The organism is Pyxidicoccus sp. MSG2 (assembly GCF_026626705.1).
GTDB lineage: Bacteria > Myxococcota > Myxococcia > Myxococcales > Myxococcaceae > Myxococcus.
This window is the reverse complement of the sequence record NZ_JAPNKC010000001.1, coordinates 7,892,085-7,914,199: the sequence shown is the minus strand read 5'-3', so window position 1 is coordinate 7,914,199 and position 22,115 is coordinate 7,892,085. Positions and strand designations below refer to the sequence as shown.

Here is a 22,115-nt window from a genome sequence, read left to right as displayed (position 1 = left end):
GCCTCGATGATGGACCCCGCTGACTCCAGCCCGCAGCCGCCGGACGACACCTGGCTCCCACCGGAGACCTTCGACGAGTACCGGCTGGTGCGCCCGCTGGGTGAGGGCGCCATGGGCCGGGTATGGCTGGCCGAGGACACGCTGCTCGGCCGGCCGGTGGCGGTGAAGTTCATCGCCGCCGCGCGGCCTTCGCCCGAGACGCGCGAGCGTTTCATCACGGAGGCGCGAGCGGTGGCGCGGCTCCAGCATCCCAATGTCGTCTCGCTGTTCCGCGCGGGCACGGTGGAGGGCCGGCCGTACCTCGTCTCGGAGTACCTGCGCGGCGAGCCGCTGTACACCCTGCCGCGTCCCCTGCCCTCCGAGCGCGTTCTGGAGCTGGCCATCGGCCTGGCGCGTGGACTGGCGGCGGCGCACCGACGCGGCGTGCTGCACCGCGACCTCAAGCCGGCGAACGCGCTGCTGACGGAGGATGGCACCGTCAAGCTGCTCGACTTCGGGCTCGCCAAGCTGCTCGACGGTGGGAGCATGGCTCGGCCCGTGACGGGCACGGTGCGCGAGCCCGGCGGCGTGGCCGAGCGCGACGTTGCGCTCGCATCCGGGACTGGCGTTGCGCCCGCGGAACCCGCCGAGGCCGCTGATGCGGCGCCCGCACGTCCCGCTCCGCTGCCCACCATGGCCGTGGGTACGGAGACGCTTCCCTCCGAGGCGCGGCCCCGGGTGGCCACGGGGACGGAGACGCTTCCTTCCGAGGCGCGGCCCCGGGTGGCCACGGGTCCTGACCCAACAGCTGGCATCCCCAACGGTGCACGAACGCGCCAGGGAGCCATCCTCGGCACGCCCCTCTACATGGCCCCGGAGTCCTGGCGCGGAGAGCCCGCCACGCCACGCACGGATGTGTACGGCCTGGGCGTCATCCTCTACGAGCTGGCCTCGGGTGCAGTCCCCTTCGCCGACGTCTCACTGGCGGAGCTGCCCGTGCGACTCCAGCGCGAGGACGCACCACCGCTTGCCGCGCGCGTCCCGGGCGTGGACCCACGACTGGCCGAGGTGGTGGACCGCTGCCTCCACCGCGACGCGTCCCGCCGCTACCCGAATGGAGACGCCCTGCGCGAGGCCCTGGAGGCACTCGCGTGGCGTCCGGGCCCCGAAGTCCTACCCGCGGGCAATCCGTACCGGGGACTCCTGCCCTTCGAGGCGGAGCACCGTGGCCTCTTCTTCGGCCGGGGTCCGGAAGTGCGCGCCGTGCTGGACCGGTTGCGCTCGGAGTCCTTCGTCCTCGTGGCCGCCGCGTCCGGCGTGGGCAAGTCGTCGCTGTGCCGCGCGGGAGTGCTTCCCGCGCTCGCCGCCGGAGCCCTGGGCCCCGTGCCCACGAGGGTGACGCTGTCGCCGGGACGCACGCCCCTGGCCGCGCTCGTCGCCGCGCTTGCGCCGGTGCTGGGCCTGCCAGAGACGGAGCTGGAGACCGGGCTGCGCGAAGCACCGGACGGAGTCGGCCGCGCGCTGCGGTCCCGCACCCGTCCCTCGGGAGCGCTGCTGTGCGTGGACCCACTGGAGGAGCTCTTCACGCTCGCGCCCGTGGAGGAGGCGCACGCCATGGCACGGGCGCTCGCCGCGCTCTGCCTGGATGCGCCGGGCGTGAAGCTCCTGGCCACCGTGCGCAGCGACTTCCTCGGGCAGGCCCTCACGCTGCCCGGCCTGGGCGAGGCGGCCGGACGCGCCCTCTTCCCGCTGCCGCCGCTGTCCGCCGTCGGCGTGAGAGAAGCCATCGAAGGTCCGGCACGCGCGCACTCCCACGCCTTCGAGTCGGAAGCACTGGTGGAGGCGCTCGTCGCTCCGGCGCTGCACGGCGAGGGGACGCTGCCGCTGCTCCAGTTCACCCTCGCGCAGCTCTGGGAGCGAAAGGACACGGGCCGGCGCCTGCTCACGGCCTCCGCGCTCGAGGACATGGGCGGCGTGGAGGGCGCGCTGGCCCGGCATGCCGACGCGGTGCTGACCTCGCTCTCTCCCGCGCAGCGCGTGGCGGCGCGTCGGGTGTTGCTCTCCCTCATCACTCCGGACGGCACCCGCGCGCCGCGCACCGCCGAGGCACTCGGAGCCAGCGAGCCAGCGACGCGCGCCGCGCTGGAGGCGCTGGTGCGAGGCCGCCTCGTCACCGCGCTCGATGCGGAGGCCGGCGGTGCGTACACGCTGGCCCACGAGGCGCTGCTGCGAGGCTGGGACACACTGCGCGCCTGGCGCGAGGGTGACGCGGAAGTCCAGCTCGCGGTGGCCCGCCTGGAGCGCGCCGCCACCGAGTGGGAGCGACTGGGCCAGCCCACCGAGGCCCTCTGGGGCGCGAAGGCCCTGGCGGAAGCAGAGGACCTGCCACGCGAGCGACTCGGCACGCGGGAAGCGACCTTCCTCGAAGCCTCGCTCGCGGCACGCCGTCAGCGCCTGCGCACCCGCTGGGCGCTCAGCGTCGGCGCCGTCACGCTGCTGCTGGTGGCCCTGCTGCCATGGGGCAAGGCGCGCTACGACCAGGCACACTCCCTCGCGGTGCTGCACGGCGTGGCGGAGAAGGCCGTGGCCGAATCGGCGGCCCGGCGCACCGAGGCCCTCGCCGCACGTCAGGCGGCCTTCGCCCGCTTCGACGCCTTCGACGAGCAGGGAGGCGAGGCGCTCTGGGCCACGGCCCTGACGAAGGTGACAGACGCGGACGCGGCCGGAGCCCAGGCCCAGCGAGCCCTGGAGCGAGTGCGCGAAGTGGCCCCGGACGATGCGGCCGCTCGAGAGCAGCTCGCCGCGCTGATGGTGGAGCGCCTGCGCTTCGTCCTCGCCACGCATCGTCCGACGGAAGCGGAGCCGCTGCGAGCCCTGCTCGCGCAGGTGGACCCGGAGGGCCGCCACCGCGCCCGGCTGGAAGCACCCGCGCGCGTGGACCTCGTCTCCACTCCCACGGGAGCCCGCGTGCGCGTGGTGCGCTACGTGGACGTGGGCGGCCGGAAGGAGGCGCGAGACGACGGCGAGCTCGGACGCACCCCGCTGAAGGACGCGAAGCTCGCCCCCGGCTCCGTGGTGCTGGTGCTGGAAGCGGAAGGCCACGCGCCGGTGCGGCTGCCCCTGCTGCTGGAAGCGGAGGGTGTGGAACACGTGTCGCTGACACTGCCCCTCGCGAAGACAGTGCCGGAGGGCTTCGTCTACATCCCGCCCGGGACGTTCCTGTCCGGGCACGCCGGGGACGAGGGACTGCGCCGCTACTTCCTGCACGCCTGGCCGCTGCGCCCGGTGCGGACGGACGCGTACCTCATCGCTCGTCACGAGACGACCTTCGGCGAGTGGATGGCCTTCCTCGACACGCTGCCCGCGGAGGAAGCCACCCGCCGCGCGCCCAGGCTCCAGCAGCTCCTCAACGGCGTGGCGCTGGAGCGCGGCCCACGCGGGCACTGGCAACTCACCCTGTCCCCCTCCACCGCGCGTTACGTGGCGAGCGAGGGCGAGCCGGTGCGCTACTCCGCCCGCAACACACGCACGGAGCAGGACTGGCGCCGCTTCCCCGTGTCCGGCGTCTCACTGGAGGACGTGCGCGCCTACGCCGCCTGGCTGGACGCCACCGGCCGGGTGCCGGGCGCGCGGCCCTGCTCGGACTTCGAGTGGGAGCGCGCCGCGCGGGGCGCCGACGCGCGCATCTACCCGCACGGGGACGTGCTCGCGCCGGACGACATCAACCACGACGTCACCTACGGCCGGCAGCCGGGAGGCTTCGGCCCGGACATGGTGGGCAGCCACCCCGCGTCCGACAGTCCCTTCGGCGTGCAGGACCTGTCCGGCAACGTCTGGGAGTGGACCGTCTCGGATGGCCCCGCGCCGGAGCCGGTGAACCGGGGCGGCTGCTGGTACTTCGGCACCCTGTCCGCGATGGTGCCCAACCGCGAGTTCAGCGAGGCCAGCCACCGGGACCCGCTGCTCGGTGCGCGCCTGTGCGCCCCCGCGCGGTGAGCCGGCGGACGGGCGCCCGAAGCCCCGGCTGGAGTGTCGCGTCGCCGTGATAAACCCGGAGGCTCACTGGCAGCAGCCGGGAGCCCTGGGATGAGCAACGGCAGTGACCCGAGGACGTTGACCGGAGGGGCGGAGGAAGCAGCCGGCACCACGCGGGTGCGGCGCCTCCTCGTGGTGCACGGCGAGTCACGCGGCGCGCTCCAGGTGCTGGACGCGGAAGGCCCGCACGTCATCGGCCGCGCCGGCTGCCAGGTGTTCGGCCCCCTGGGGCTGACCGATGCGGAGGTGAGCCGGGTGCACGCGCGCGTCGTCTGGGACGCCGACGCGCGCGGCTTCGCGCTGGAGGACGCGAGCAGCCACAACGGCACCTTCCTCGACGGCCGTCGCGTGCAGGGACGCCTGCCGCTGCAGCCCGGCGCCGTGGTGCGCGTGGGCGCGTCGCTGCTGCTCTACGAGGACGTGCTGCTGCCGGCCTACGCCCCGCTGGAGCCGGAGTCGCAGGGCCTGCCCGGGCCCAGCCTGGGCCTCGGCCGCGTGCGCGCGGAAGTCGCGCTGGTGGCCCCGCAACCCCTGCCCGTGCTGGTGCTGGGCGAGACGGGCTCGGGCAAGGAGCTGGTCGCCGAGGAGCTGCACCGCCGCAGTGGCCGCGTGGGCTCCTTCATCCCCCTCAACTGCGCGGCCATCTCCCCACAGCTCGCGGAGAGCGAGCTGTTCGGCCACACGGCCGGCGCCTTCACCGGCGCGCAGAAGCGCTCCGAGGGCCTGTTCCTCGCGGCCGACGGCGGCACCCTCTTCCTGGACGAAATCGGCGAGCTGCCCCTGGACCTCCAGCCCAAGCTGCTGCGCGCCCTGTCCCGGGGTGAGGTGCGCCCCGTGGGAGGCACCGCCTCCGTCCACGCCAACGTGCGCGTCGTCGCCGCCACCCACAGGGACCTCGGTCGCATGGTGGCCGAGGGCCGCTTCCGCGATGACCTCTACGCACGCCTGTCCGGTTGGACGGTGCGCGTGCCGCCGCTGCGCGAGCGCAAGGAGGACGTGCTTGCGCTCGGCCGCCGCTTCCTCTCGCGTGCCCCCCAGCCGCCCGTCCTCACCGCCGACGCCGCCGAGGCCCTGCTGCTCCATGACTGGCCCCACAACGTGCGCGAATTGGAGCAGGTGCTGACCGCCGCCGCGGTGCGCGCGGGCCAGGGCCCCCTGCGTCGCGAGCACCTCCCGCCGCCCCTGATGGAGCGCCTGAGGGACAGGGCCTTTCCTACCTCCACCACCCCGGCCCCTGCCGCCCCCATGCCGCTGGAGGTGATGGTGCCGCGCGACAGGCCCCCCGGCCGGGACGAGCTGCACACGGTGCTCACCCGCCTGGAGGGCAACATGGCGCAGGTGGCGGACTTCTTCGGCAAGGACCGCCGCCAGGTGTACCGCTGGGCCGAGCGGCTGGGCATCGACCCGGACTCGTACCGCAAGAGCTAGCCCCGGACACGCACCGATTCGGTGGCGCAGTGGGCGGGAAGCGTGCAGAAATCCGCGCCATTCAACGTCTGGCGCGAGGATTCCATACATGAAGCTCTTCTACTCCCCGGGTGCCTGTTCCCTGTCTCCGCACATCGTCCTGCGTGAGGCCGGCCTCTCCTTCGACATCGAGAAGGTCGACATCCGCGCCAAGAAGACCGAGCACGGCGCGGACTACTTCGGCGTCAACCCCAAGGGCTATGTCCCGGCCATCCAGCTCGATGACGGCAGCCTCCTCACGGAAGGGCCCGCCATCGTCCAGTACATCGCGGACAAGGTGCCGGAGAAGAAGCTGGCCCCGGCCAACGGCACCATCGAGCGCTACCGCCTCCAGGAGATGCTCAACTTCATCTCCACCGAGCTCCACAAGAGCTTCAGCCCCCTCTTCAACCCCGCGTTCCCCGACGAGGGGAAGAAGATCTACAAGGAGCGGCTCGCGACGCGCTTCAAGCTGGTCGACGACATCCTGTCGAAGAAGGGCCCCTACCTCTTCGGCGAGTTCTTCACCGTGGCGGACGCGTACCTCTTCACCGTGACGAACTGGGCGGGCCACCTGAAGGTGGACCTGGAGTCCTTCCCCGCGCTCAAGGCCTACATGGCGCACGTGGCGGGCCGTCCCGCGGTGCAGGCTGCGCTGAAGGCCGAAGGCCTCGCGAAGTGACTCCGTCGTTCGTCAAGCTGCTCGTCTCGGACGCCGCGCGCTCGCTGGCGTTCTACGAGGCGCTAGGCTTCGAGCGCGTGGGCGCCGAGCCTCCCTTCGTCCACCTCCAGTGGGCGGGGGCGGTGGACCTCTACCTCGTCACCCCTCCTCCCATGCTGAAGCTGGAGGGGCGGCGAGGCCTGGGCGTGCTGGTGGGCTTCCGCACCCAGGGAGCCAGCGGTCTCGACGAGTTGCTCCTGCGCGCCCAGGCTCAAGGTGCCGCGGTGGAGGGCCCGGTGGTGCAGCCCTGGCACACGCGGGAGGTCATCGTCACCGACCCGGACGGCTACCGGCTGAACTTCATCGAGCCCGCGTAGTCCCGTTTCCTGGGGGGCGCGCGAAGCCCCCCAGGAGCAGGTCCACCATCAGGTCCGCGGACTTCCCCAGCGGCTTCAGGGTGAGCCACTCGTCCTTGTCCATCACCAGGTGGAGCGACACCAGGCCGTGCAGGCCGCCCCACAGCGTCTGGCTGATGAGGTCCACGTCCTGGTACTCGGGCCGGAAGCAGCCGGCGTCGCGCGCCTCCTGCACCTGCTTCTGGAGGAAGGCGTATGCGTCCTGCTCCGGGTTGCCCTGCTGGATGCCGCGGTCCTCCGCGTCGTTCATGTCCGGCGGGTGCCGCTGCATGAAGAGGAGCCGGTAGGTGGTGGGGTGCTCCTGGGCGAAGGCGATATAGGCCCGGGACAGCTTGCGCAGCCGCTCCAGCGGGTCCTGCACGCGAGCCACCTTGTTGAGCACCTCGGCGAAGCGCAGGAAGTCGTGCGCGCACAACTCGCGGATGAGCGCGGCCTTGTCCTTGAAGTGCACGTAGATGGCGGTGGGGCTGTACTCAATCTTCTCGGCGACGCGCCGCATCGTCACCGCTTCGTAGCCCTCATGGACGAAGAGCTCGCGCGCGGCATCGAGGATGCGCTGCCGCGTCGCCTGCTTCTCCCGCTCTCGCCGCTCCTTGATGCCCATGGTGCCCTTCCGTGACGTCGCGTCACCCACCCCGCGTCATGCCACACCTCCGGCCGCGGCGGGTGCGCCGGGAAGCGCCGGGCCCGTCCCTTCGCCGGCAGTGGACACGCCCTCCGGCTCCACCTCGGGAGCCAGCAGCTTGTACACCACCGGCGTCACCACGCGGGTGAGGAGCGTGGAAGAGATGAGCCCGCCGATGATGACCCACGCCAGCGGCGAGTAGAGGCTGCTGTTCTCCAGCGCCAGCGGCAGCAGGCCGCCCAGGGCCGTCAGGGTGGTGAGCAGGATGGGGAGGAAGCGCGTCTCGCCCGCCTGTTCGATGGCGGCATCCAGCCCCACGCCCCGCGCGCGGAGCTGATTGGTGAAGTCCACCAGCAGGATGCTGTTCTTCACTTCGATTCCCACCAGCGCGATGAAGCCGATGGAGGCGGTGAAGGACAGCGTGTTGCCGGTGAGGAGCAGCGCGACGATGCCGCCCACCAGCCCCAGCGGAATCACCGACGCGACGATGAGCGTGCTCTTGAAGGTGCGGAACTCCAGCACCAGCACCGCGAGCACGCCGAACGCCGCGATGATGGCCGCCGCGGACACACCGCTGAAGCTCTCCTTGCGGCTCTCCAGCTCTCCGGCCACCTCCCAGCGATAGCCCGAGGGCAGCTTCAGCGCCTCGTCCAACCGCGCCATCACCGCGTGCGTGACGTTGTCGGTGTTGTAGCCGGTGGCCACGCTGGCGGTGACGGTGACGGTGCGCTCGCCCTCCCGGTGCGTAATCCGGCTGGGGCTGGCCTCCAGTCGCACCCGGGCCAATTGCCCCAGCGGCACGAGGTTGCCGGTGACGCCCGCGACATGCAGCCGCTCCAGCGCGCCCAATTCCGGCCACGCGCCCGGCTCCAGCGGCAGCCGGACGAGGATGGGGTGGTCCTCGCCGTCGGCGTCGCGGAAGGAACCCGCGCGCAGCCCCGCCAGCCCGAAGCGCACGGTGCGGGCCACCTCCGCCGCGGACACGCCAACGAGGCCCGCCTTCTCGCGGTCCACCTCCACCTCCAGATCCGTGCGCCGCGTCTGCACGGGGTTCTTCACGTAGAGGGTTCCCGGCGTCGCCTCCAGCACCTTCTGCACGTCCACCGCCAGCGAGCGCAGCGTCTCCAATTCCGGCCCCACCAGCCGCACGGCCACCGGCGCTTCGACGGGAGGCCCCTGCTCGAACTCGCGCACCTCGATGCGGACTCCGGGGTACGCGTCCAATTCCGCGCGCAGGCCGTCCAGCAGCGCGGGGGTGGAGTCCGACTTGTATTCGTGGAGCTGCGCGAAGACCTCGCCGGTGTTGGGCCGCTCCGCGCCCGGCTGCACGTTGTAGTAGACGGACGGATGACCGCGCCCGGTGTTGGCGGACACGCTGGCCACCTCTGGCCGTCGGCGCAGGGCCTCCTCCACGAAGCGCACCGCGCGGTCCGTCTCGGCGAGGCTGGTGCCGTCCGGCGCCTCCACCAGCACGTGGAACATCGGCGTGCCCGCCTTGGGGAAGAGGCTGAAGCCCACCACCGGCACCAGCGCGAGGCTGCCCGCGAAGAGCGCCACCGCCACCCCCAGCGTCAGCACCGGCCGGGCCAGTGCGCGGTGCAGCACCGGGCGGTAGCTGCGCTCGATGAAGTGATGGAAGGCGCGCAGCACGCGGTTGCCCTCCGGGTGCGCATCCTCCTTGAGGAAGAGGCTGGCCAGCAGCGGAATCACGGTGAGCGACACCAGCAGGGACGCGAGGATGGTGAACACCACCGCCATGGGCAGGCTGCGGATGAACTGCCCGGACGTGCCCGGCATGAACACCAGCGGCACGAAGGCGAGCACCAGCGTGGCCGTGCACCCCAGCACCGCGAGCCCAATCTGCGACGTGCCTTCAATCGCGGCGCGCACGCGGCCCATGCCCTGGCGCAGGAAGCGAGCGATGTTCTCCACCACGACGATGCTGTCGTCCACCAGCAGGCCCAGCGCAATCACGAAGCCGACGATGGAGAGTTGGTTGAGCGTGAAGCCGGCGAAGTTCAGCGCCACCAGGCCCAGTGCCAGGGACAGGGGAATGGACACCATGACGATGAGGCTGGCGCGGAAGCCCAGCGGCAGCAGCGTCAGCAGGACGAGCGCAAGCGCCAGCGCGAAGTCGGTGGCGAAGCCGCCCAGCCGCCGGCCCACCTGGAGCGACTGGTCGAACCCCGTCTCCAGCCGCAAGCCCCGAGGCAGCTGCTTCGCCCACTCCCGCGCGGCGGCCAGCGTCGCGTCTCGCACCGCGAAGACGTTCTGCCCCTCCTTCTGGGTGACGCTGATGAAGGCGGCGCGCTCGCCGTTGAAGCGGCCCAGGTGGACCGCGTCCTGGTCTCGGAAGGACACGTCGGCCACGTCGCCCAGGCGCACCACGCCCTGCGCGCCGCCGCCCACCACCGTGGCGCGCACCTCGTCCAGCGAGGTGAACTCGCTGCTCGTCTGAACGTTGAAGCGCCGGGTGCCCACGTCCACGCTACCGGCCGGCACGTTGAGGTTGGCTCCGCCCAGCGCCTGGAGCACCTGCGGCAGCGGCACGCCCGCCCGCGTCAGTCGCTCCAAATCCAGCGACACGCGCACCTCCTGCTTCGGCACCGCGAACACCTCGGCCTTCTTCACGCCCGTGACGTTGGACAGGCGCTCGGCCAGCGCGTCCGCCTGGCGCTCCAGCTCGCGCGCCGGGGCGTTGGGGCCCACCAGGGCCAACTGCACGACGCTCACGTTGGCCGCGCTGTAGCGCTCCACCTCCAGTCGCACCAGGTCCGCGGGCAGCTTCGGCCGCGTGGCGTTCACCTGCCGCAGCACCTCGGAGTACTTGTCGTCGGGGTCGGCGGAGGCGTCGAACTCGAGGTGGATGAGCGCCAGCCCGTCCTCCATCTGGCTGCGCACCTTCTTCACGTCCTCCAGCTCGTCGAAGGCGTCCTCCAGCGGGTCCACCACGAGCTGCTCGAGGTCTCTCGGGCTGGCACCCGGGTAGACGGCGACGAGGGTGAAGGACGGCATGGGGAACACCGGGTCTTCCGCGCGCGGAATGGACAGCGCGCTGGAGACGCCGAGCGCCACCAGCATGGCGAACACGACGAGGGTGAACTGCGGGTTCTTCACGGCGGCGGTGGAGAGCTTCATGGGGCGTCTCGCGGTTGGGAAGGGAGGAAGAAGCTCAGCGGCGCGACGTGGGCTCCGTGGAGGGCGCCTCCACCACCGCCACCGCCTGCCCGTCGCGCAGGAAGGCCACGCCGTCGGTGATGACGCGCGCGCCGCCACCCGGACCCTCGGAGAGCGCCGCGCGGCCGTCCGCGCCGGAGAGGAAGGCCACCCGGACGCGCTGCCTCCGCGCGGTGCGGCCGTCGCCGTCGAGCGTGAAGACGCTGGCCACCTCGCCGTCTCCCTCCAGCAGCGCCTCCACCGGGACGAGCTGCACCGCCTGCCGCTCGGAGGGCGTCACCACCGCCTTCGCGGACAGGCCGGACAGCAGGCGTGGCGCCTCGCTCCCGGGGGACGGGCGCACGTCCAGCGCCAGCTCCACCTCCGCGGTGCCCACGCCCGGCGTGGCGGCACTGGCCACCTCGCTGATGCGGGCGCGGAAGGTACGGCCCGGGTACGCATCGAGCGTCACCTCGGCCGGGTCGCCCTCCTTCACGCGCACCACGTCGCGGTCCGCCAGCCCCACGCGCACCACCCAGCCGCCGTCGGTGCTGGCGAAGAAGAAGAGCGGCTGGCCTGGAGACACCACTTCTCCCGGCTCCACCATGCGCTTGAGGATGCGGCCGTCGGACGGCGCGAGCACCGTGGCCTGCCGCTGATTGAAGGACGCCGCGCGCCACGCGGCGTCCGCGACCTCGTAACCGGTGGTGGCGTCCTGGAGCTGCGCCAGCGTGGCCACCTGCTGCGAGTGGAGCCCCTTCACGCGCTCCAAATCCCGCGCCGCCTTCTCGCGCGCCTCGCGGGCCTGGGCCACCAGCGGGCCAATCTCCGACAGGTCCAGCGCCGCGAGCACCTGGCCGCGCTTCACCTTCTGACCCTCGTCGGCGGACACCGCCTGCACCACCCCGCCCACCTTGGTGGAGAGGCGCACCTCCTGCTTGCCGGCCAGCGTCCCACTGGCGCGGACGGGGCGGGCCACCTCCTCCGTGACGACGGGCGCGAGCCGCACCCGCACGGGAGCCTCGCCCGAGGCAACAGGTGTGGGGGCCGCGGAAGCCGACCCGGAGCAGCCCGTGGACAGCAGGCCGGAGAGCAGGACCGCGAAGCCGCCGAGCAGCGCGGCGGAGAGGGTCGGCGACGGGGCGCGAACCATGAAGGTAGCTCCTTTGCTTCCACGCGCCGGCAGGCGCGGGACGGACGAATCCCCAGGCGCGGAAGCGCGAGACCACGGGCGGTGGGGGTTAACGACGCCCCTACACTTAACGCCGTTAAGTGAGTGAGACAAGTGCCGTGACAAAACTTCACAAACCGTCGGACAGCCGGGTCGCCCGCCCTCCGGCCATGCACCGGCACGCCTCACGGGCGCATCCGCCAACAGCCCACGCGAGCGGTGTACCGTGGGGCGTTCGGCCCTCACCTTGGGGGCCCGTCTCCTTCCGCGCATGGACTCCCGCGTCGACTCACTCCTCGCCCACGTCCGCGAGCACGCCGAGAATCGCCCCGGGGTCTACCGGATGCTGGGGCCCTCGGGAGAGCTGCTCTACGTGGGCAAGTCCGTGCGGGTGCGGACGCGACTGCTGTCGTACTTCCGCGCGGACGACAGGGAGAAGGCGGCGGAGATCATCTCCCACGCGCACCGCGTCGAGTGGGACTACACGGCCAGCGAGTTCGCCGCGCTCCTGCAGGAGTTCCGGCTCATCAAGTCCCAGCGCCCGCTCTACAACGTGGAGCACAAGCGGGACCGGGGCCACTGCTTCATCCACCTCACGCGTGAAGCCATTCCCCGGCTGCGCGTGGTGGGCCGAGCCAACGGCGAGAGCGGCGACTACTTCGGCCCCTTCCACGGCCGCGATTCCATCTCCGACGTGGTGCGCGCGGTGAGTGACCTGCTCGAGCTGCGCGACTGTCCCGCCGACACGCCGATGCGGCTGGCGGACCAGTTCCAGCTCTTCCCCGTGAAGCTGGAGCCGCTGTGCATGCGCGGCCAGCTCTCACGCTGCCTCGCCCCGTGCGCGGGAGGCTGCAGCCACGCGGAGTACCACGCGCGCGTCGCGCAGGCCCGGGCCTTCCTGGAGGGCACGTCCGACACGCCGCTCACCCTGCTGCGCGAGCGCATGGCCCTGGCCGCCCGCCGCCTCCAGTTCGAATACGCCGCCGAGCTGAGAGACCGCGCGGAGCGGCTGGAGCTGATGCGCGGCTGGATTGTCGAGCTGGGCCGGACGCTCAAGCAGCTCTCCTTCGTCTACACGGTGCCCGGCCACGGCGGCGACGACTACACCTACGTCGTGCGGCGGGGCAGCGTGCGCGCCGAACAGCCCGCGCCAGAAACTCCCGAGGAGCGCGACGCCCTCGAAGCACGGGCCCGCGAAATCTTCGAGCGCCCGGAGCCGGAGACGCTCGGCCTGCGCGCGCACGAGGCGCAGGAGGTGATGCTCATCGCCCGCTGGTTCCGCCTCCACCCCGAGGAGCTGGAGCGCACCCTCCCCGCGAAGCAGCTCCTCGCGCCCTCGGACGCCTCCACGCCCTGATCGCCGCGGCGCCAGCCTTCCCGCGAAGCTGGCAGGCCCGGAAATTTCGCTCCACGCGGAGTCTGGGCACACGAGCAGGCGGATGTCAGGGATGGGACGTATGACTGCGTGGACAACCGTCGCCGCACGCGGCAAGGGTGCGCGACGCTACGCTTCCCATCCAGGGGGATGACGCCATGAAGAAGAAGCTCTCCGCGGTGACTCTCGTGACGGCCCTGCTCGCGTCGTCGGCCGCGTGGGCGGCCGTCACCGTGCGCTACTACAACCGCGACTCGCGCGACTACACGTGGTCGGCGGTGTGCAGCGGCGTGAAGACCAGCGTGACGTTCGGCCACAGCCAGACGGCCTCGGTGACCATCCAGGGCTCCGGCCCCTGCACGGTGCAGACGGACGCCGGCAACGTGGTCCTCAAGGGCGGGGAGAACCTCGACATCAAGGACGGCAAGGTCCAGGTGAAGTAGCCGAGCAGGCGAGCGAATCAGCGGCAAAGCCCCTTCAGAAGCACAAATCCCGACGGATTTAGGCCAAAGTCGTGCCCATTAAGGCAACCCGGGATTGAAATTATCCAAGTGCCGGTCCATAGTGCATTGCGTCAGTCTTCCGTGGGGAGGCGCAATGAAGAAGTGGTTGGCGGTGGCCCTTCTGGTGGGTGTGGGTGTGGCGGGCCTGCTGGTGAGTCCGGCGGCGCAGGCGCGGCAGGGGGGACCCATCAACGCGGCGGACACCGCGTGGATCCTCACGGCGACGGCGCTGGTGCTGCTGATGACGCCGGGCCTGTCCTTCTTCTACGGCGGCATGGTGCGGCTGAAGAACGTGGTGTCCACGCTGCTGCAGAGCTTCATCGCCATGGCGGTCATCAGCCTGCTCTGGGTGGTGGTGGGCTTCAGCCTGAGCTTCGGTGACAGCTTCCACGGGCTGATTGGCGACCCTCGCACCTTCTTCATGTTCAGCGGCGTGGGCGGTGAGACGCACCCGGACCTGGCGCCCACCATTCCCCTGCTGCTGTTCGCGCTGTTCCAGCTCAAGTTCGCCATCATCACCCCGGCGCTCATCACCGGTGCGTTCGCCGAGCGGGTGCGCTTCAAGGCGTACGTGCTGTTCATGGTGCTCTTCACGCTGGTCATCTACGCGCCGCTGGCGCACTGGACGTGGCACCCGGAGGGCTTCCTGCGCAAGTGGGGGGTGCTGGACTTCGCGGGCGGCACGGTGGTGCACATGTCGGCGGGCTTCGCGGCGCTGGCGGGCGCGCTGGTGCTGGGGCGGCGGACGGTGCACGTGGAGAACGCGCCGCAGACGCCGGCCAACGTCCCCTTCGTGATGCTGGGCACGGGCATGCTGTGGTTCGGCTGGTTCGGCTTCAACGCGGGCTCGGCGCTGTCGGCCTCGTCGACGGCCACGCTGGCGTTCGCCACCACGAACACGGCCTCGGCGGCGGCGATGCTGGGGTGGATGGCCTTCGACTGGCTGCGCGGCCGCAAGCCGAGCGGCGTGGGCGCCTGCGTGGGCGCGGTGGTGGGCCTGGTCGCGGTGACGCCGGCGGCGGGCTTCATCACCGTGGGCCAGAGCATCGTCGTGGGCCTGGTGGCGAGCTTCGTGAGCAACGCGGCGGCGCACTTCAAGAGCCGCACGGCCATCGACGACACGCTGGACGTGTTCCCCTGCCACGGTCTGGGCGGCGTGGTGGGCATGGTGCTGACGGGCGTGCTGGCGAAGGACGTGGGCCTCATCTACGGGGAGACGCGGACCTTCCTGATGCACATGCTGGCGCTGGTGCTGGTGTCGGTCTTCTCCTTCGTGGGCTCGTACCTGCTCTACAAGCTGGTGGACCTCTTCGTCCCGCTGCGCGTCACCCGCGAGCAGGAAGACCTGGGGCTCGACCTGAGCCAGCACGGCGAGACGGTGGGCGAACTGCCCGTGGCCCCGGCGCCCCACATGCCCGCCGCCGCGAGCACGGCCCCCGTCGCGGAGCCCGAGCCGCGCGGCCCCTCCGTGCCGCTGCCGGCCTGACGTCGCGACGTCTCCGAAGCAGTCCCCACCGCCCGTGCTCCCCCGCGAGGAAAGGAGCACGGGCGTTCGTCATCACCGCGGTGCGCGCGAGTCGCCCGCACCTGGCACTTGCAATGGCTCCGTCCTCCGCGCGTGATGGAGGCATGAGTACTTCCAGACCGCACCGCCCTCCCCTCCCCCGAGCCCTCGCGCTCCTCGCCCTCCTGCTGGGAACCACCGCCGCCGCGCAGGCCGCGGGCGTGGGTTTCCGCGAGCTCGCGTTGAAGGACCCCGTGGGCGGGGGCGCCATGACGGGCCTCGTCTTCTACCCGTCCTCGCAGACCGCCGAGCCGCTCCCCCTGGAGATATGGCGTGTCGACGCGGGCCGGGAGCTGGAGCCCGTCCCCGGCCGCTACCCGCTGGTGCTCATCTCCCACGGACATGGCGGCAGCCGCTGGGGACACCATGACCTCGCTACGGCGCTCGCACACGAGGGCTTCATCGTCGCGTCGCTCGACCACCCCGGCGCCAGCTACAAGGACGTCGATGGCCCGGCGGCCGGCACGGACGCGGTGTGGCTCGGACGTGCGTTGCAAGTGAAGGCGCTCCTGGACGGGGTGCTTGCGGACGCGACGCTGGGCCCCTCGGTGGACGCGAGCCGCGTGGGCGCACTGGGCTTCTCCGCGGGTGGCTACACCACGCTGCTGCTGGCGGGCGCGGTGCCGGACTTCGGCCGGTTGGAGAAGTACTGCCGCGCGAAGAAACAGACCGTGCTCTGCGGAATGCTGTCGAAGGTGCGCGTCACGCGCTCGGACCTGAAGGACACGGCGGAGCCGCGCGTCCGCGCCATCTTCTCGATGGCGCCGGTGGGTGTCTTCTTCGACAAGGCGGGCCTGAAGGGCGTGAAGGTGCCCGTGCGCCTGTACGCCGCAGAGAAGGACGAGGTGCTTCCGGTGGCGGACCACGCCGGCCACGTGCGCGCGTCGCTGCCCAAGCGGCCCGAGTACACGCTCATCCCGCGCGCGGGGCACTACGTCTTCATGGCCCCCTGCACGCCCGAGTCCGCGCCGGAGGCGCAGGAGCTGTGCATGGACCCGCCCGGCGTGGACCGCCTGAAGCTCCACCGTGAGCTGGCCGCCGACGCGGTGCGCTTCTTCACCCGCACGCTGGCTCCCGCGCCCGTGAAGCCCTGAGCCTCAGCCGCTCTTCTTCGCGGCCGCGCGCCCCTTGCGCCTCCCCGGCTTCGCGGGGGCCGCCTCCGGCATGGGGCCGGTGTTGGGGCTTGCCTCGGCCTCTGGCGCCACCTGCTGCCGCCGCTTGAGCCGGCGCGGGGGCAGGAGGTCCGGCTCGCCGGGCACCTTCTGCGCCATGAAGATGGCGGCATCGAGCTTGTAGAAGCTGCGCGCCCGGTACCACGCCAGCGCGGCCTCGTTGTTCTCCGCCACCTCCAGCACCAGGTGCGTGCAGCCTCGCGTGCGCGCCAGGTGCTGGAGCTGATCCATCATGAAGCTGCCCACCCCGCGCCCCTGGTAGTCCGGGTGCACGGCCAGCTCCTCCACGAAGAGCGGCCGCATGCCCCGCTTCTCGAACCAGCGCGGGTTGACCCAGTTGTCGTCACCCGTGGCCTCGAAGGCGCACTCCGAGTAGCCGACAATCTCCCCGTCCACCTCGTAGAGAAGCTGCTCGATCCACTCGGAGGTGTAGACCTCCATGAAGCGCCGCTTGGAGCGGGGGCGCTGGTATTCCACCGTCTCGCGATTGACGTCGCGGAAGACGAGCTTGAGGAACTCCCAGGTCCGATTCAGGTCCCTGCGGTGGATTCGGCGGACGCGGACCTCGAGCGTGGCCGGGGGCTTGTCCATCGACATACGCCTGCCTCCTTAGCAGGCTGGCGGAAAGGAACCAGCGCTTCCGCAGCCGTCCCGTGTCCCCTGTCCGGAAACCAGGAGTCTTGGACACCGGCCCCACCCTCACGGGTTCCGTCCCGAGTCAATTCCCCTTCCCGGGTCCGATACGACGTCAGGAGGGTTGCCTCCCGGTGGGGTGGGAGGATGGAATGGCGGAAAATCCGCATTCCGTCACACCCCACGAGCCCCGAACCCATGACGCGACCCTCCGACGGTGACCTCCGTACCGACACCGTCTTGCGCAACACCTACAAGATTGCCTCCGTGTTGGGACGGGGTGGCATGGGCTCGGTGTACCTGGCCCAGCACCTGCGGCTTCCCGGCAAGCAGGTGGCGGTCAAGGTGCTGCGCGGCGGCGACCACCTGACGCAGGAGATCTTCACCCGCTTCCGGCGCGAGGCGGAAATCGCCTCCCGGTTGGGCCACCCCAACATCGTCGAGGTGCTGGACTACGACACGCTGGAGGACGGCACCCCGTTCCTGGTGCTGGAGTTCCTGCGCGGAGAGAGCCTCCAGTCCCGGCTGGAGCGCGGGCCGCTGACGCTGCCCGAGGTGTTCTCCTACACGCGGCAGATGGGCTCGGCGCTCCAGGCGGCGCACGGCGCGGGCATCGTCCACCGGGACCTCAAGCCGGCCAACGTCTTCCTGGTGCCCACCGACTCAGGCGGGGTGGTGGGCCAGCGCCTGAAGCTGCTCGACTTCGGCATCTCCAAGGTCCTCTCCTCGGAGACGCTGCAGACGCAGGAAGCGACCATCATCGGCACGCCGCAGTACATGTCGCCCGAGCAGGCGATGGGGAAGAACCGCGAAATCGACGCGCGCACGGACATCTTCGCGCTCGGCTGCATCGTCTACGAGATGATGACCGGCAAGCCCGTGTTCGGCGCGGGCAGCCTCGCGCAGATGATCTTCCGCGTGGTGTACGAGCCGGCCGACCCGCTCGCCCCGCTCTGCCCGGAGGCGCCCGCGCACGCCATCGCCGCGGTGGACCGCGCGCTCTCGAAGAAGGCCGAGGACCGCTTTCCGGATGTGACTTCCTTCGTGGAGGCGCTGACGGGCAGCCCGCTGCACACGCTCTCCCCGCCATCGGGCTCCCAGCCCATGCCGCGCGCGGTGCCGAAGGCCCCCTCGGGCATCGCCCTGCCCTCGCAGGACGCGGCCGAGGGCTTCGATGCCACGGTGGCCCCGGGCAGCGTGAAGGTCGTCCCCGACAGCACCGGCCGCATGGGCGTCGTGGAGGTCGGGAATGGGGGCTCGGGCACTGGCCGCATGGGCCTGGTGCAACCCGAGCCGCCTGTGGGAAGCGGCACCGGCCGCATGGGGATGGTGCAGCCCGAAGCGCCCGTGGGAAGTGGCACAGGCCGCATGGGCGCGCCGCTCCTGGACCCGCCGGGCCTGGAGCCCACGCTCATCTCCAAGGAAGTCCCCGCCGTGCCCCCGCGGCCGGCCCAGCCCATCACCGCGGTGACGCCGCCGGCGCAGGCCGCGCCGCAGCCCATCGCCGCGCCCGTGTCCGTGGCGCCCGCGCCGCAGCCTGTCCCCGTGGCCGTGGCGCAGCTGGTGGCGAAGAGCCGGGCACCGATGATTGCCGCCGCCGTGGCGCTCTTCGCGGCGGGAGGTGGCCTCGTCTGGTGGATGGGCCGCCCCGTGACGCCGCCCACGGCACCGGCCATCAGCACGCAGAACCCGTCTCCCCAAGCCGCCGTGCAGCAGCCCACGACGGGCACGCCCAATGGAACTCAGGCCGCCGTCGGCACGTCCAATGGCACGCAACCCGCCGCGACTGGCGCCGATAACAACACGCAGACCGCCGTGCAGCCTCCGCCCACGACAACACCGCCCACCGTGGCGACCACCACGACGGACAAGCCGGACACCACCCGTCCCGTGTCGAAGAAAGAGGTGCTGCCGGCCGAGGTTCAGGCGGTGTTGGACGAGGCGGCGCAGGCGCTGAAGGCCGGCAACGCCGAGGAGGCCATCCGCCTGGCCAAGCGCAGCCAGCGCGCGAAGCCCGGCATCATCCCCTTGGCCTCGTACTCCATCATCGTCCGCGCCGCTTGCCTGCAGGGGAACCTGACCGTGGCGAAGCAGGAATGGTCGAAGGTTCCCGCCTCGGACAAACCGAAGCTCCGTCAGTTCTGCCAGCAGCACGACACCGATCCCGCTCTCTGACCCAAAGGGCCTTTTCCAAGGAGGCCCTCCCCGCATCCCGAGGTGATTCGCTTGAGAAACATGGTCGCAGTGATTGTCGCGGCGGTCGCGCTGGGGGCCTCCACCGGCCTGGCCGCGGCGCCCGTGGAAGCAGGCAAGGTCTACTCCGGCACCGAGGGCGAGGAAGTCGCCGTCGTCCCGCTCGCGCCGCGAGCCGCCAAGAAGTACATCCTCCGCGTGCGCGGCACGGGCTCCGAGTTCGACGGGAAGGTCTTCCCGTACGAGCTGAACGACTGGAGCACCAGCAGCACCGAGCAGTACAACTTCAAGACGCAGTGGCACGGCCGCGACTACACGACCCTGTACGTGCGCGACCAGCGCTACGAGCTGTACGTGCCCGGCCGTCAGCAGGCCATCCGCGTCACCTTCGACGAGAAGCGCACGGCGGCCCTGAAGCCGGAAGAGGTCTACGCGACGTACCAGAAGCTCCAGGCGGACGGCACGCTGGCGAAGCTGATGGCGTTCGACCGCAAGGGTGAACAGGCCCGGCACGACAAGGCCTACGCCGACACGCTCCTGGAGATGAACAACGCGTGCGGCACCTCGGTGTCGGCCGCCATCGACTGGAGCAGCGTCAACGACGACCTCCTCAAGGAGCTGAGCATCGCCAGCTACTGCGAGTCCCCCCTCACATCGCTCAAGAGCCTGTGCGAGGTCTCCAACGTCGCGAAGCAGACCGTGCGCGAGAAGGTGAAGCAGGTCAGCTGCCGCTTCGGACCCGCGCTGGAGACGAAGGTCGAGGCCGACCGCGTCATCTGGCAGACGAACAAGGACGCCAGCAACCAGGACGCGTACGCCACGAAGTTCTTCAAGAAGAACCTGTAGCCGGAGCCTTCCCGATGAACTTCAAGCGATTCGCAGCGGTTGCGATGTCCCTCGCGTGTGGTGCCTCCCTGGCCGCCGACCCCGTCACGCCCCCCTGGGGCAAGGAGGAGAACCTCGGCCAGAAGATGCTGATGGAGGCCACCTCCGTATGCACCGACGGCAAGGGGCACTACGTGGTGATGGCGCCCCAGGAGGACGCGAACCAGAACGCCATGTACTACGGCGACGGGAAGACCTTCGTCGTGGTGGACCCTCCCGGCCCGTACGCGTCGTCGAACTCCTTCCTGGACCCGCGCTTCTTCAACAAGGACTCCAACCCCAACTTCCGCGGCATGGACTACCGGGTCATCTCCTCGGTGGACCTGGACACGAAGGAGAAGTCCTGCGACCTGCGGTGCGGCACCAAGAAGATTCCCCTCACGCTGGTGGACGGCGCGCAGGCCGCGGAGATGTTGCGCAAGGCCACGTTCCAGCCCAACCCGCAGCAGTACACGCCCCACGCGCTGCTGCGTGACACGAAGGGCAACTACTACTTCGTGGACCGCGGCTACCAGCCGTCGCAGCAGAAGAGCTACCGCGTCTTCATCGGCCCGCGCGGCACCCTCAAGCCGCAGAAGATGACCAACGTCGTCTCCGACTCCGAGGGCGAAATCTTCTCCACCAAGAAGGGCGAGCTGCGGCTGGTGCTGGACCGCGACAAGTCCTCGATGTGGATCGAGAACACCAAGAAGACGTTCGAGTTGCGCCAGGTGCCCGTGCACGAGAACCTGCCGCTCATCTACAACGACCTGGGTGTCTACGAGGGCATGCGCCTGGGCACGCCCTGCGACGACCAGTAGCGCTTCGCTTCACGGCTTCGGCCTTCGCGGGCCGGGTGGAACGTCTCCTGAGACGCTCCGTCCGGCCCGTTTCATTTCAGCGGGGTCCCGCCCTTGCGAGAACCGCCCGGTTGGGACAGCGTTCCCTCCGCCGTGAGCCATCCCCGCTACTTCGTCCCCCATGCCGCCAGCGCGGCCGAGCCCGTCCGCTCGGACGCCGCCGAGATGACGCACGTGGTGGACGCGTTCCGCCTGGAGGCGCCCCACCTGCTGGAGCAGGAGTGGGTGGTCGGCGTCGACGCCGTGGGCAACGTGCACGTCGTGCCCGCGAGCGAGCGGGAGTTGCTCCCCGCCGCCACGCGCGCCCAGCTCACGCACCACGAAGTGGCGTCCGGCCGCACGCCCCGCCGCATCGCCGCCTCGGAGCTGTACTTCTTCGCCGTGGAGTTGGTGGAACACCCCGCCAACGCGGAGGGCTTCAACGACCCCGTGTACCTCTACGGCCACCTGTCCGGCCCGTGGCCCGGCGACGCGCCCATGCGCGTGCCCGGGCAGCTCACGGTGACGCGCGGGGACGTGCTGGCCGGGCTGGTGCACGGCGCGGCGGACGCCTTCCACTACGTGCAGACACCGGAGAGCCCGGCCGCGCCGCGCGGCTACCACGCGCTGCTGCCCGGAGACCGGCCCGAGCGCCTCGCGGAAGGCCGCGGGCTGGTGCTCGCCTGGCCCGCGGTGCCGCCCGAGCTGCAGGTGGGCAATGCCTCCAACGGCCCCATGGTGGCGCGCATCCTCCACGACGTCCTCACGCAACTGCAGGAGGACGCGCACGCCCACGGAGGCCCGGAGCCGCTCGCGCGGATGGAGCTGCCCGTCCCCAGCCGCGCCATGGCCATCGCCGACCTGGAGATGCGCGGCTACGAGGTGAAGGGCGACGTGGCCATCCTCCGCCGCAACCACCCGGGCCTGCTCACGCGCATGGCGGAGTGGCTGCGCGCGGAGAAGGTGAAGGTGCCCACGGAGGCGGGCGCGCCCGGCTTCCTCGAGGTGGCGCGCAAGGCACTCGAATCCCTCCCTGGCTGGCCGAGCGAGACGGAGCGGGTGCTCCGCGCGCTGAGCCGGGCCGGGGGCAGTGCGCCCGTCGCACGAGGCACGCCCCTGCCCATGGCGGCGGCGCCGATGCCCATGCGGCCCCTGCCCCCTCGCGAGCCGCCGAAGCCGCCGCGCCCGGATGACTGGATGCGGGACTTCCTGGACGCGCACGCCGCGTCGCACCCCGGCGGCGCGCAGCCGAAGCTGACGCGCGCGAAGCCGGGCTTCACCGCCCCGCCCCCGCCCGCGAAGCCCGGCACACCCACGTGGATGAAGGACTTCGGCGGGGCCCCGCCTGCCCCCCCAGCGCCCGCGAAGCCCAAGGCTCCCTCGGCCCCCTCCTCGCCAGCGGAGAAGAAGCCGGACTGGATGTCCGACTTCGACGACTGACGGCCCGCCATTGCGACGCCTGCCTGGGGGGCTGTACCGTCGC

The 22,115-nt window shown here is 71.3% G+C and carries 16 protein-coding genes; 12 read left to right on the top strand and 4 right to left on the bottom strand.

The genetic code is table 11. The features are described from left to right. Positions 1-6 precede the first annotated feature (6 nt). The 4 genes from OV427_RS31055 (at position 7) to OV427_RS31040 (ending at position 6,498) form a co-directional block, all read left to right on the top strand. Positions 7-3,975, top strand: a complete 3,969-nt coding sequence (locus tag OV427_RS31055; protein WP_267859822.1) for a bifunctional serine/threonine-protein kinase/formylglycine-generating enzyme family protein — start codon at positions 7-9, stop codon at positions 3,973-3,975. Between the two features lie 90 nt (positions 3,976-4,065). Then, entirely contained in the window at positions 4,066-5,442 is a 1,377-nt protein-coding gene (locus tag OV427_RS31050) for a sigma 54-interacting transcriptional regulator (RefSeq protein ID WP_267859821.1), read from the top strand. A gap of 88 nt (positions 5,443-5,530) precedes the next feature. Further along, the gene (gstA, locus tag OV427_RS31045; protein ID WP_267859820.1) at positions 5,531-6,142 is read left to right on the top strand and encodes a glutathione transferase GstA; all 612 of its coding nucleotides are present in this window, start codon (positions 5,531-5,533) and stop codon (positions 6,140-6,142) included. After that, complete coding sequence (locus tag OV427_RS31040) at positions 6,139-6,498, top strand: VOC family protein (protein ID WP_267859819.1); 360 nt, start codon at positions 6,139-6,141, stop codon at positions 6,496-6,498. The genes gstA and OV427_RS31040 overlap by 4 nt, the downstream gene beginning before the upstream one ends. Here the strand turns inward: OV427_RS31040 and OV427_RS31035 are convergent. The 3 genes from OV427_RS31035 to OV427_RS31025 are packed head-to-tail and all read right to left on the bottom strand — an operon-like array spanning position 6,482 to position 11,471. Beyond that, positions 6,482-7,141, bottom strand: a complete 660-nt coding sequence (locus tag OV427_RS31035; protein ID WP_267859818.1) for a TetR/AcrR family transcriptional regulator — start codon at positions 7,139-7,141, stop codon at positions 6,482-6,484. The genes OV427_RS31040 and OV427_RS31035 overlap by 17 nt on opposite strands. A 36-nt stretch (positions 7,142-7,177) precedes the next feature. Further along, complete coding sequence (locus tag OV427_RS31030) at positions 7,178-10,300, bottom strand: efflux RND transporter permease subunit (protein ID WP_267859817.1); 3,123 nt, start codon at positions 10,298-10,300, stop codon at positions 7,178-7,180. 34 nt (positions 10,301-10,334) lie between these two features. Further along, positions 10,335-11,471 (bottom strand): efflux RND transporter periplasmic adaptor subunit, encoded by a 1,137-nt coding sequence (locus tag OV427_RS31025; protein WP_267859816.1) that lies wholly within the window; start codon positions 11,469-11,471, stop codon positions 10,335-10,337. A gap of 289 nt (positions 11,472-11,760) precedes the next feature. Here OV427_RS31025 and OV427_RS31020 point away from each other — a divergent pair, with 289 nt between their 5' ends. From OV427_RS31020 to OV427_RS31005, 4 genes are all read left to right on the top strand, one after another. After that, positions 11,761-12,846, top strand: coding sequence for a UvrB/UvrC motif-containing protein (locus OV427_RS31020; RefSeq protein ID WP_267859815.1), 1,086 nt, complete (start codon positions 11,761-11,763; stop codon positions 12,844-12,846). 176 nt (positions 12,847-13,022) lie between these two features. Further along, entirely contained in the window at positions 13,023-13,307 is a 285-nt protein-coding gene (locus OV427_RS31015) for a hypothetical protein (protein ID WP_164000487.1), read from the top strand. Between the two features lie 154 nt (positions 13,308-13,461). After that, the gene (locus OV427_RS31010) at positions 13,462-14,853 is read left to right on the top strand and encodes an ammonium transporter (protein ID WP_267859814.1); all 1,392 of its coding nucleotides are present in this window, start codon (positions 13,462-13,464) and stop codon (positions 14,851-14,853) included. 143 nt (positions 14,854-14,996) lie between these two features. Continuing rightward, entirely contained in the window at positions 14,997-16,025 is a 1,029-nt protein-coding gene (locus OV427_RS31005; protein WP_267859813.1) for an alpha/beta hydrolase family protein, read from the top strand. A 3-nt stretch (positions 16,026-16,028) separates the two neighbouring features. Here the strand turns inward: OV427_RS31005 and OV427_RS31000 are convergent, their stop codons facing one another. Then, positions 16,029-16,700: a GNAT family N-acetyltransferase gene (locus OV427_RS31000; RefSeq protein ID WP_267859812.1), complete on the bottom strand. Its 672-nt coding sequence runs from the start codon at positions 16,698-16,700 to the stop codon at positions 16,029-16,031. A 234-nt stretch (positions 16,701-16,934) separates the two neighbouring features. Here OV427_RS31000 and OV427_RS30995 point away from each other — a divergent pair, with 234 nt between their 5' ends. From OV427_RS30995 to OV427_RS30980, 4 genes are all read left to right on the top strand, one after another. Beyond that, positions 16,935-18,911 carry a serine/threonine-protein kinase gene (locus OV427_RS30995; protein WP_267859811.1) on the top strand — a complete coding sequence of 659 codons (1,977 nt, stop codon included), beginning with the start codon at positions 16,935-16,937 and terminating at the stop codon, positions 18,909-18,911. 60 nt (positions 18,912-18,971) lie between these two features. Continuing rightward, positions 18,972-19,775, top strand: a complete 804-nt coding sequence (locus tag OV427_RS30990) for a hypothetical protein (protein ID WP_267863509.1) — start codon at positions 18,972-18,974, stop codon at positions 19,773-19,775. Positions 19,776-19,789: 14 nt separating this feature from the next. After that, positions 19,790-20,614, top strand: coding sequence for a hypothetical protein (locus OV427_RS30985; protein WP_267859810.1), 825 nt, complete (start codon positions 19,790-19,792; stop codon positions 20,612-20,614). Between the two features lie 132 nt (positions 20,615-20,746). Then, a complete protein-coding gene (locus OV427_RS30980) occupies positions 20,747-22,072 on the top strand; it encodes a hypothetical protein (protein WP_267859809.1) in 1,326 nt (441 codons plus the stop codon). Positions 22,073-22,115 lie beyond the last annotated feature (43 nt).

Excerpts from the sequence above, each read along its gene's own strand:
- OV427_RS30995 (WP_267859811.1), top strand. The coding sequence starts at position 16,935 with ATGACGCGACCCTCCGACGGTGACCTCCGTACCGACACCGTCTTGCGC.
- OV427_RS31015 (WP_164000487.1), top strand. The coding sequence starts at position 13,023 with ATGAAGAAGAAGCTCTCCGCGGTGACTCTCGTGACGGCCCTGCTCGCG.
- OV427_RS30990 (WP_267863509.1), top strand. The coding sequence starts at position 18,972 with ATGGTCGCAGTGATTGTCGCGGCGGTCGCGCTGGGGGCCTCCACCGGC.
- OV427_RS31025 (WP_267859816.1), bottom strand. The coding sequence starts at position 11,471 with ATGGTTCGCGCCCCGTCGCCGACCCTCTCCGCCGCGCTGCTCGGCGGC.
- OV427_RS31030 (WP_267859817.1), bottom strand. The coding sequence starts at position 10,300 with ATGAAGCTCTCCACCGCCGCCGTGAAGAACCCGCAGTTCACCCTCGTC.
- OV427_RS31050 (WP_267859821.1), top strand. The coding sequence starts at position 4,066 with ATGAGCAACGGCAGTGACCCGAGGACGTTGACCGGAGGGGCGGAGGAA.
- OV427_RS31020 (WP_267859815.1), top strand. The coding sequence starts at position 11,761 with ATGGACTCCCGCGTCGACTCACTCCTCGCCCACGTCCGCGAGCACGCC.
- OV427_RS31055 (WP_267859822.1), top strand. The coding sequence starts at position 7 with ATGATGGACCCCGCTGACTCCAGCCCGCAGCCGCCGGACGACACCTGG.
- OV427_RS31035 (WP_267859818.1), bottom strand. The coding sequence starts at position 7,141 with ATGGGCATCAAGGAGCGGCGAGAGCGGGAGAAGCAGGCGACGCGGCAG.
- OV427_RS31005 (WP_267859813.1), top strand. The coding sequence starts at position 14,997 with ATGAGTACTTCCAGACCGCACCGCCCTCCCCTCCCCCGAGCCCTCGCG.
- OV427_RS31010 (WP_267859814.1), top strand. The coding sequence starts at position 13,462 with ATGAAGAAGTGGTTGGCGGTGGCCCTTCTGGTGGGTGTGGGTGTGGCG.
- gstA (WP_267859820.1), top strand. The coding sequence starts at position 5,531 with ATGAAGCTCTTCTACTCCCCGGGTGCCTGTTCCCTGTCTCCGCACATC.
- OV427_RS31000 (WP_267859812.1), bottom strand. The coding sequence starts at position 16,700 with ATGTCGATGGACAAGCCCCCGGCCACGCTCGAGGTCCGCGTCCGCCGA.
- OV427_RS30985 (WP_267859810.1), top strand. The coding sequence starts at position 19,790 with ATGAACTTCAAGCGATTCGCAGCGGTTGCGATGTCCCTCGCGTGTGGT.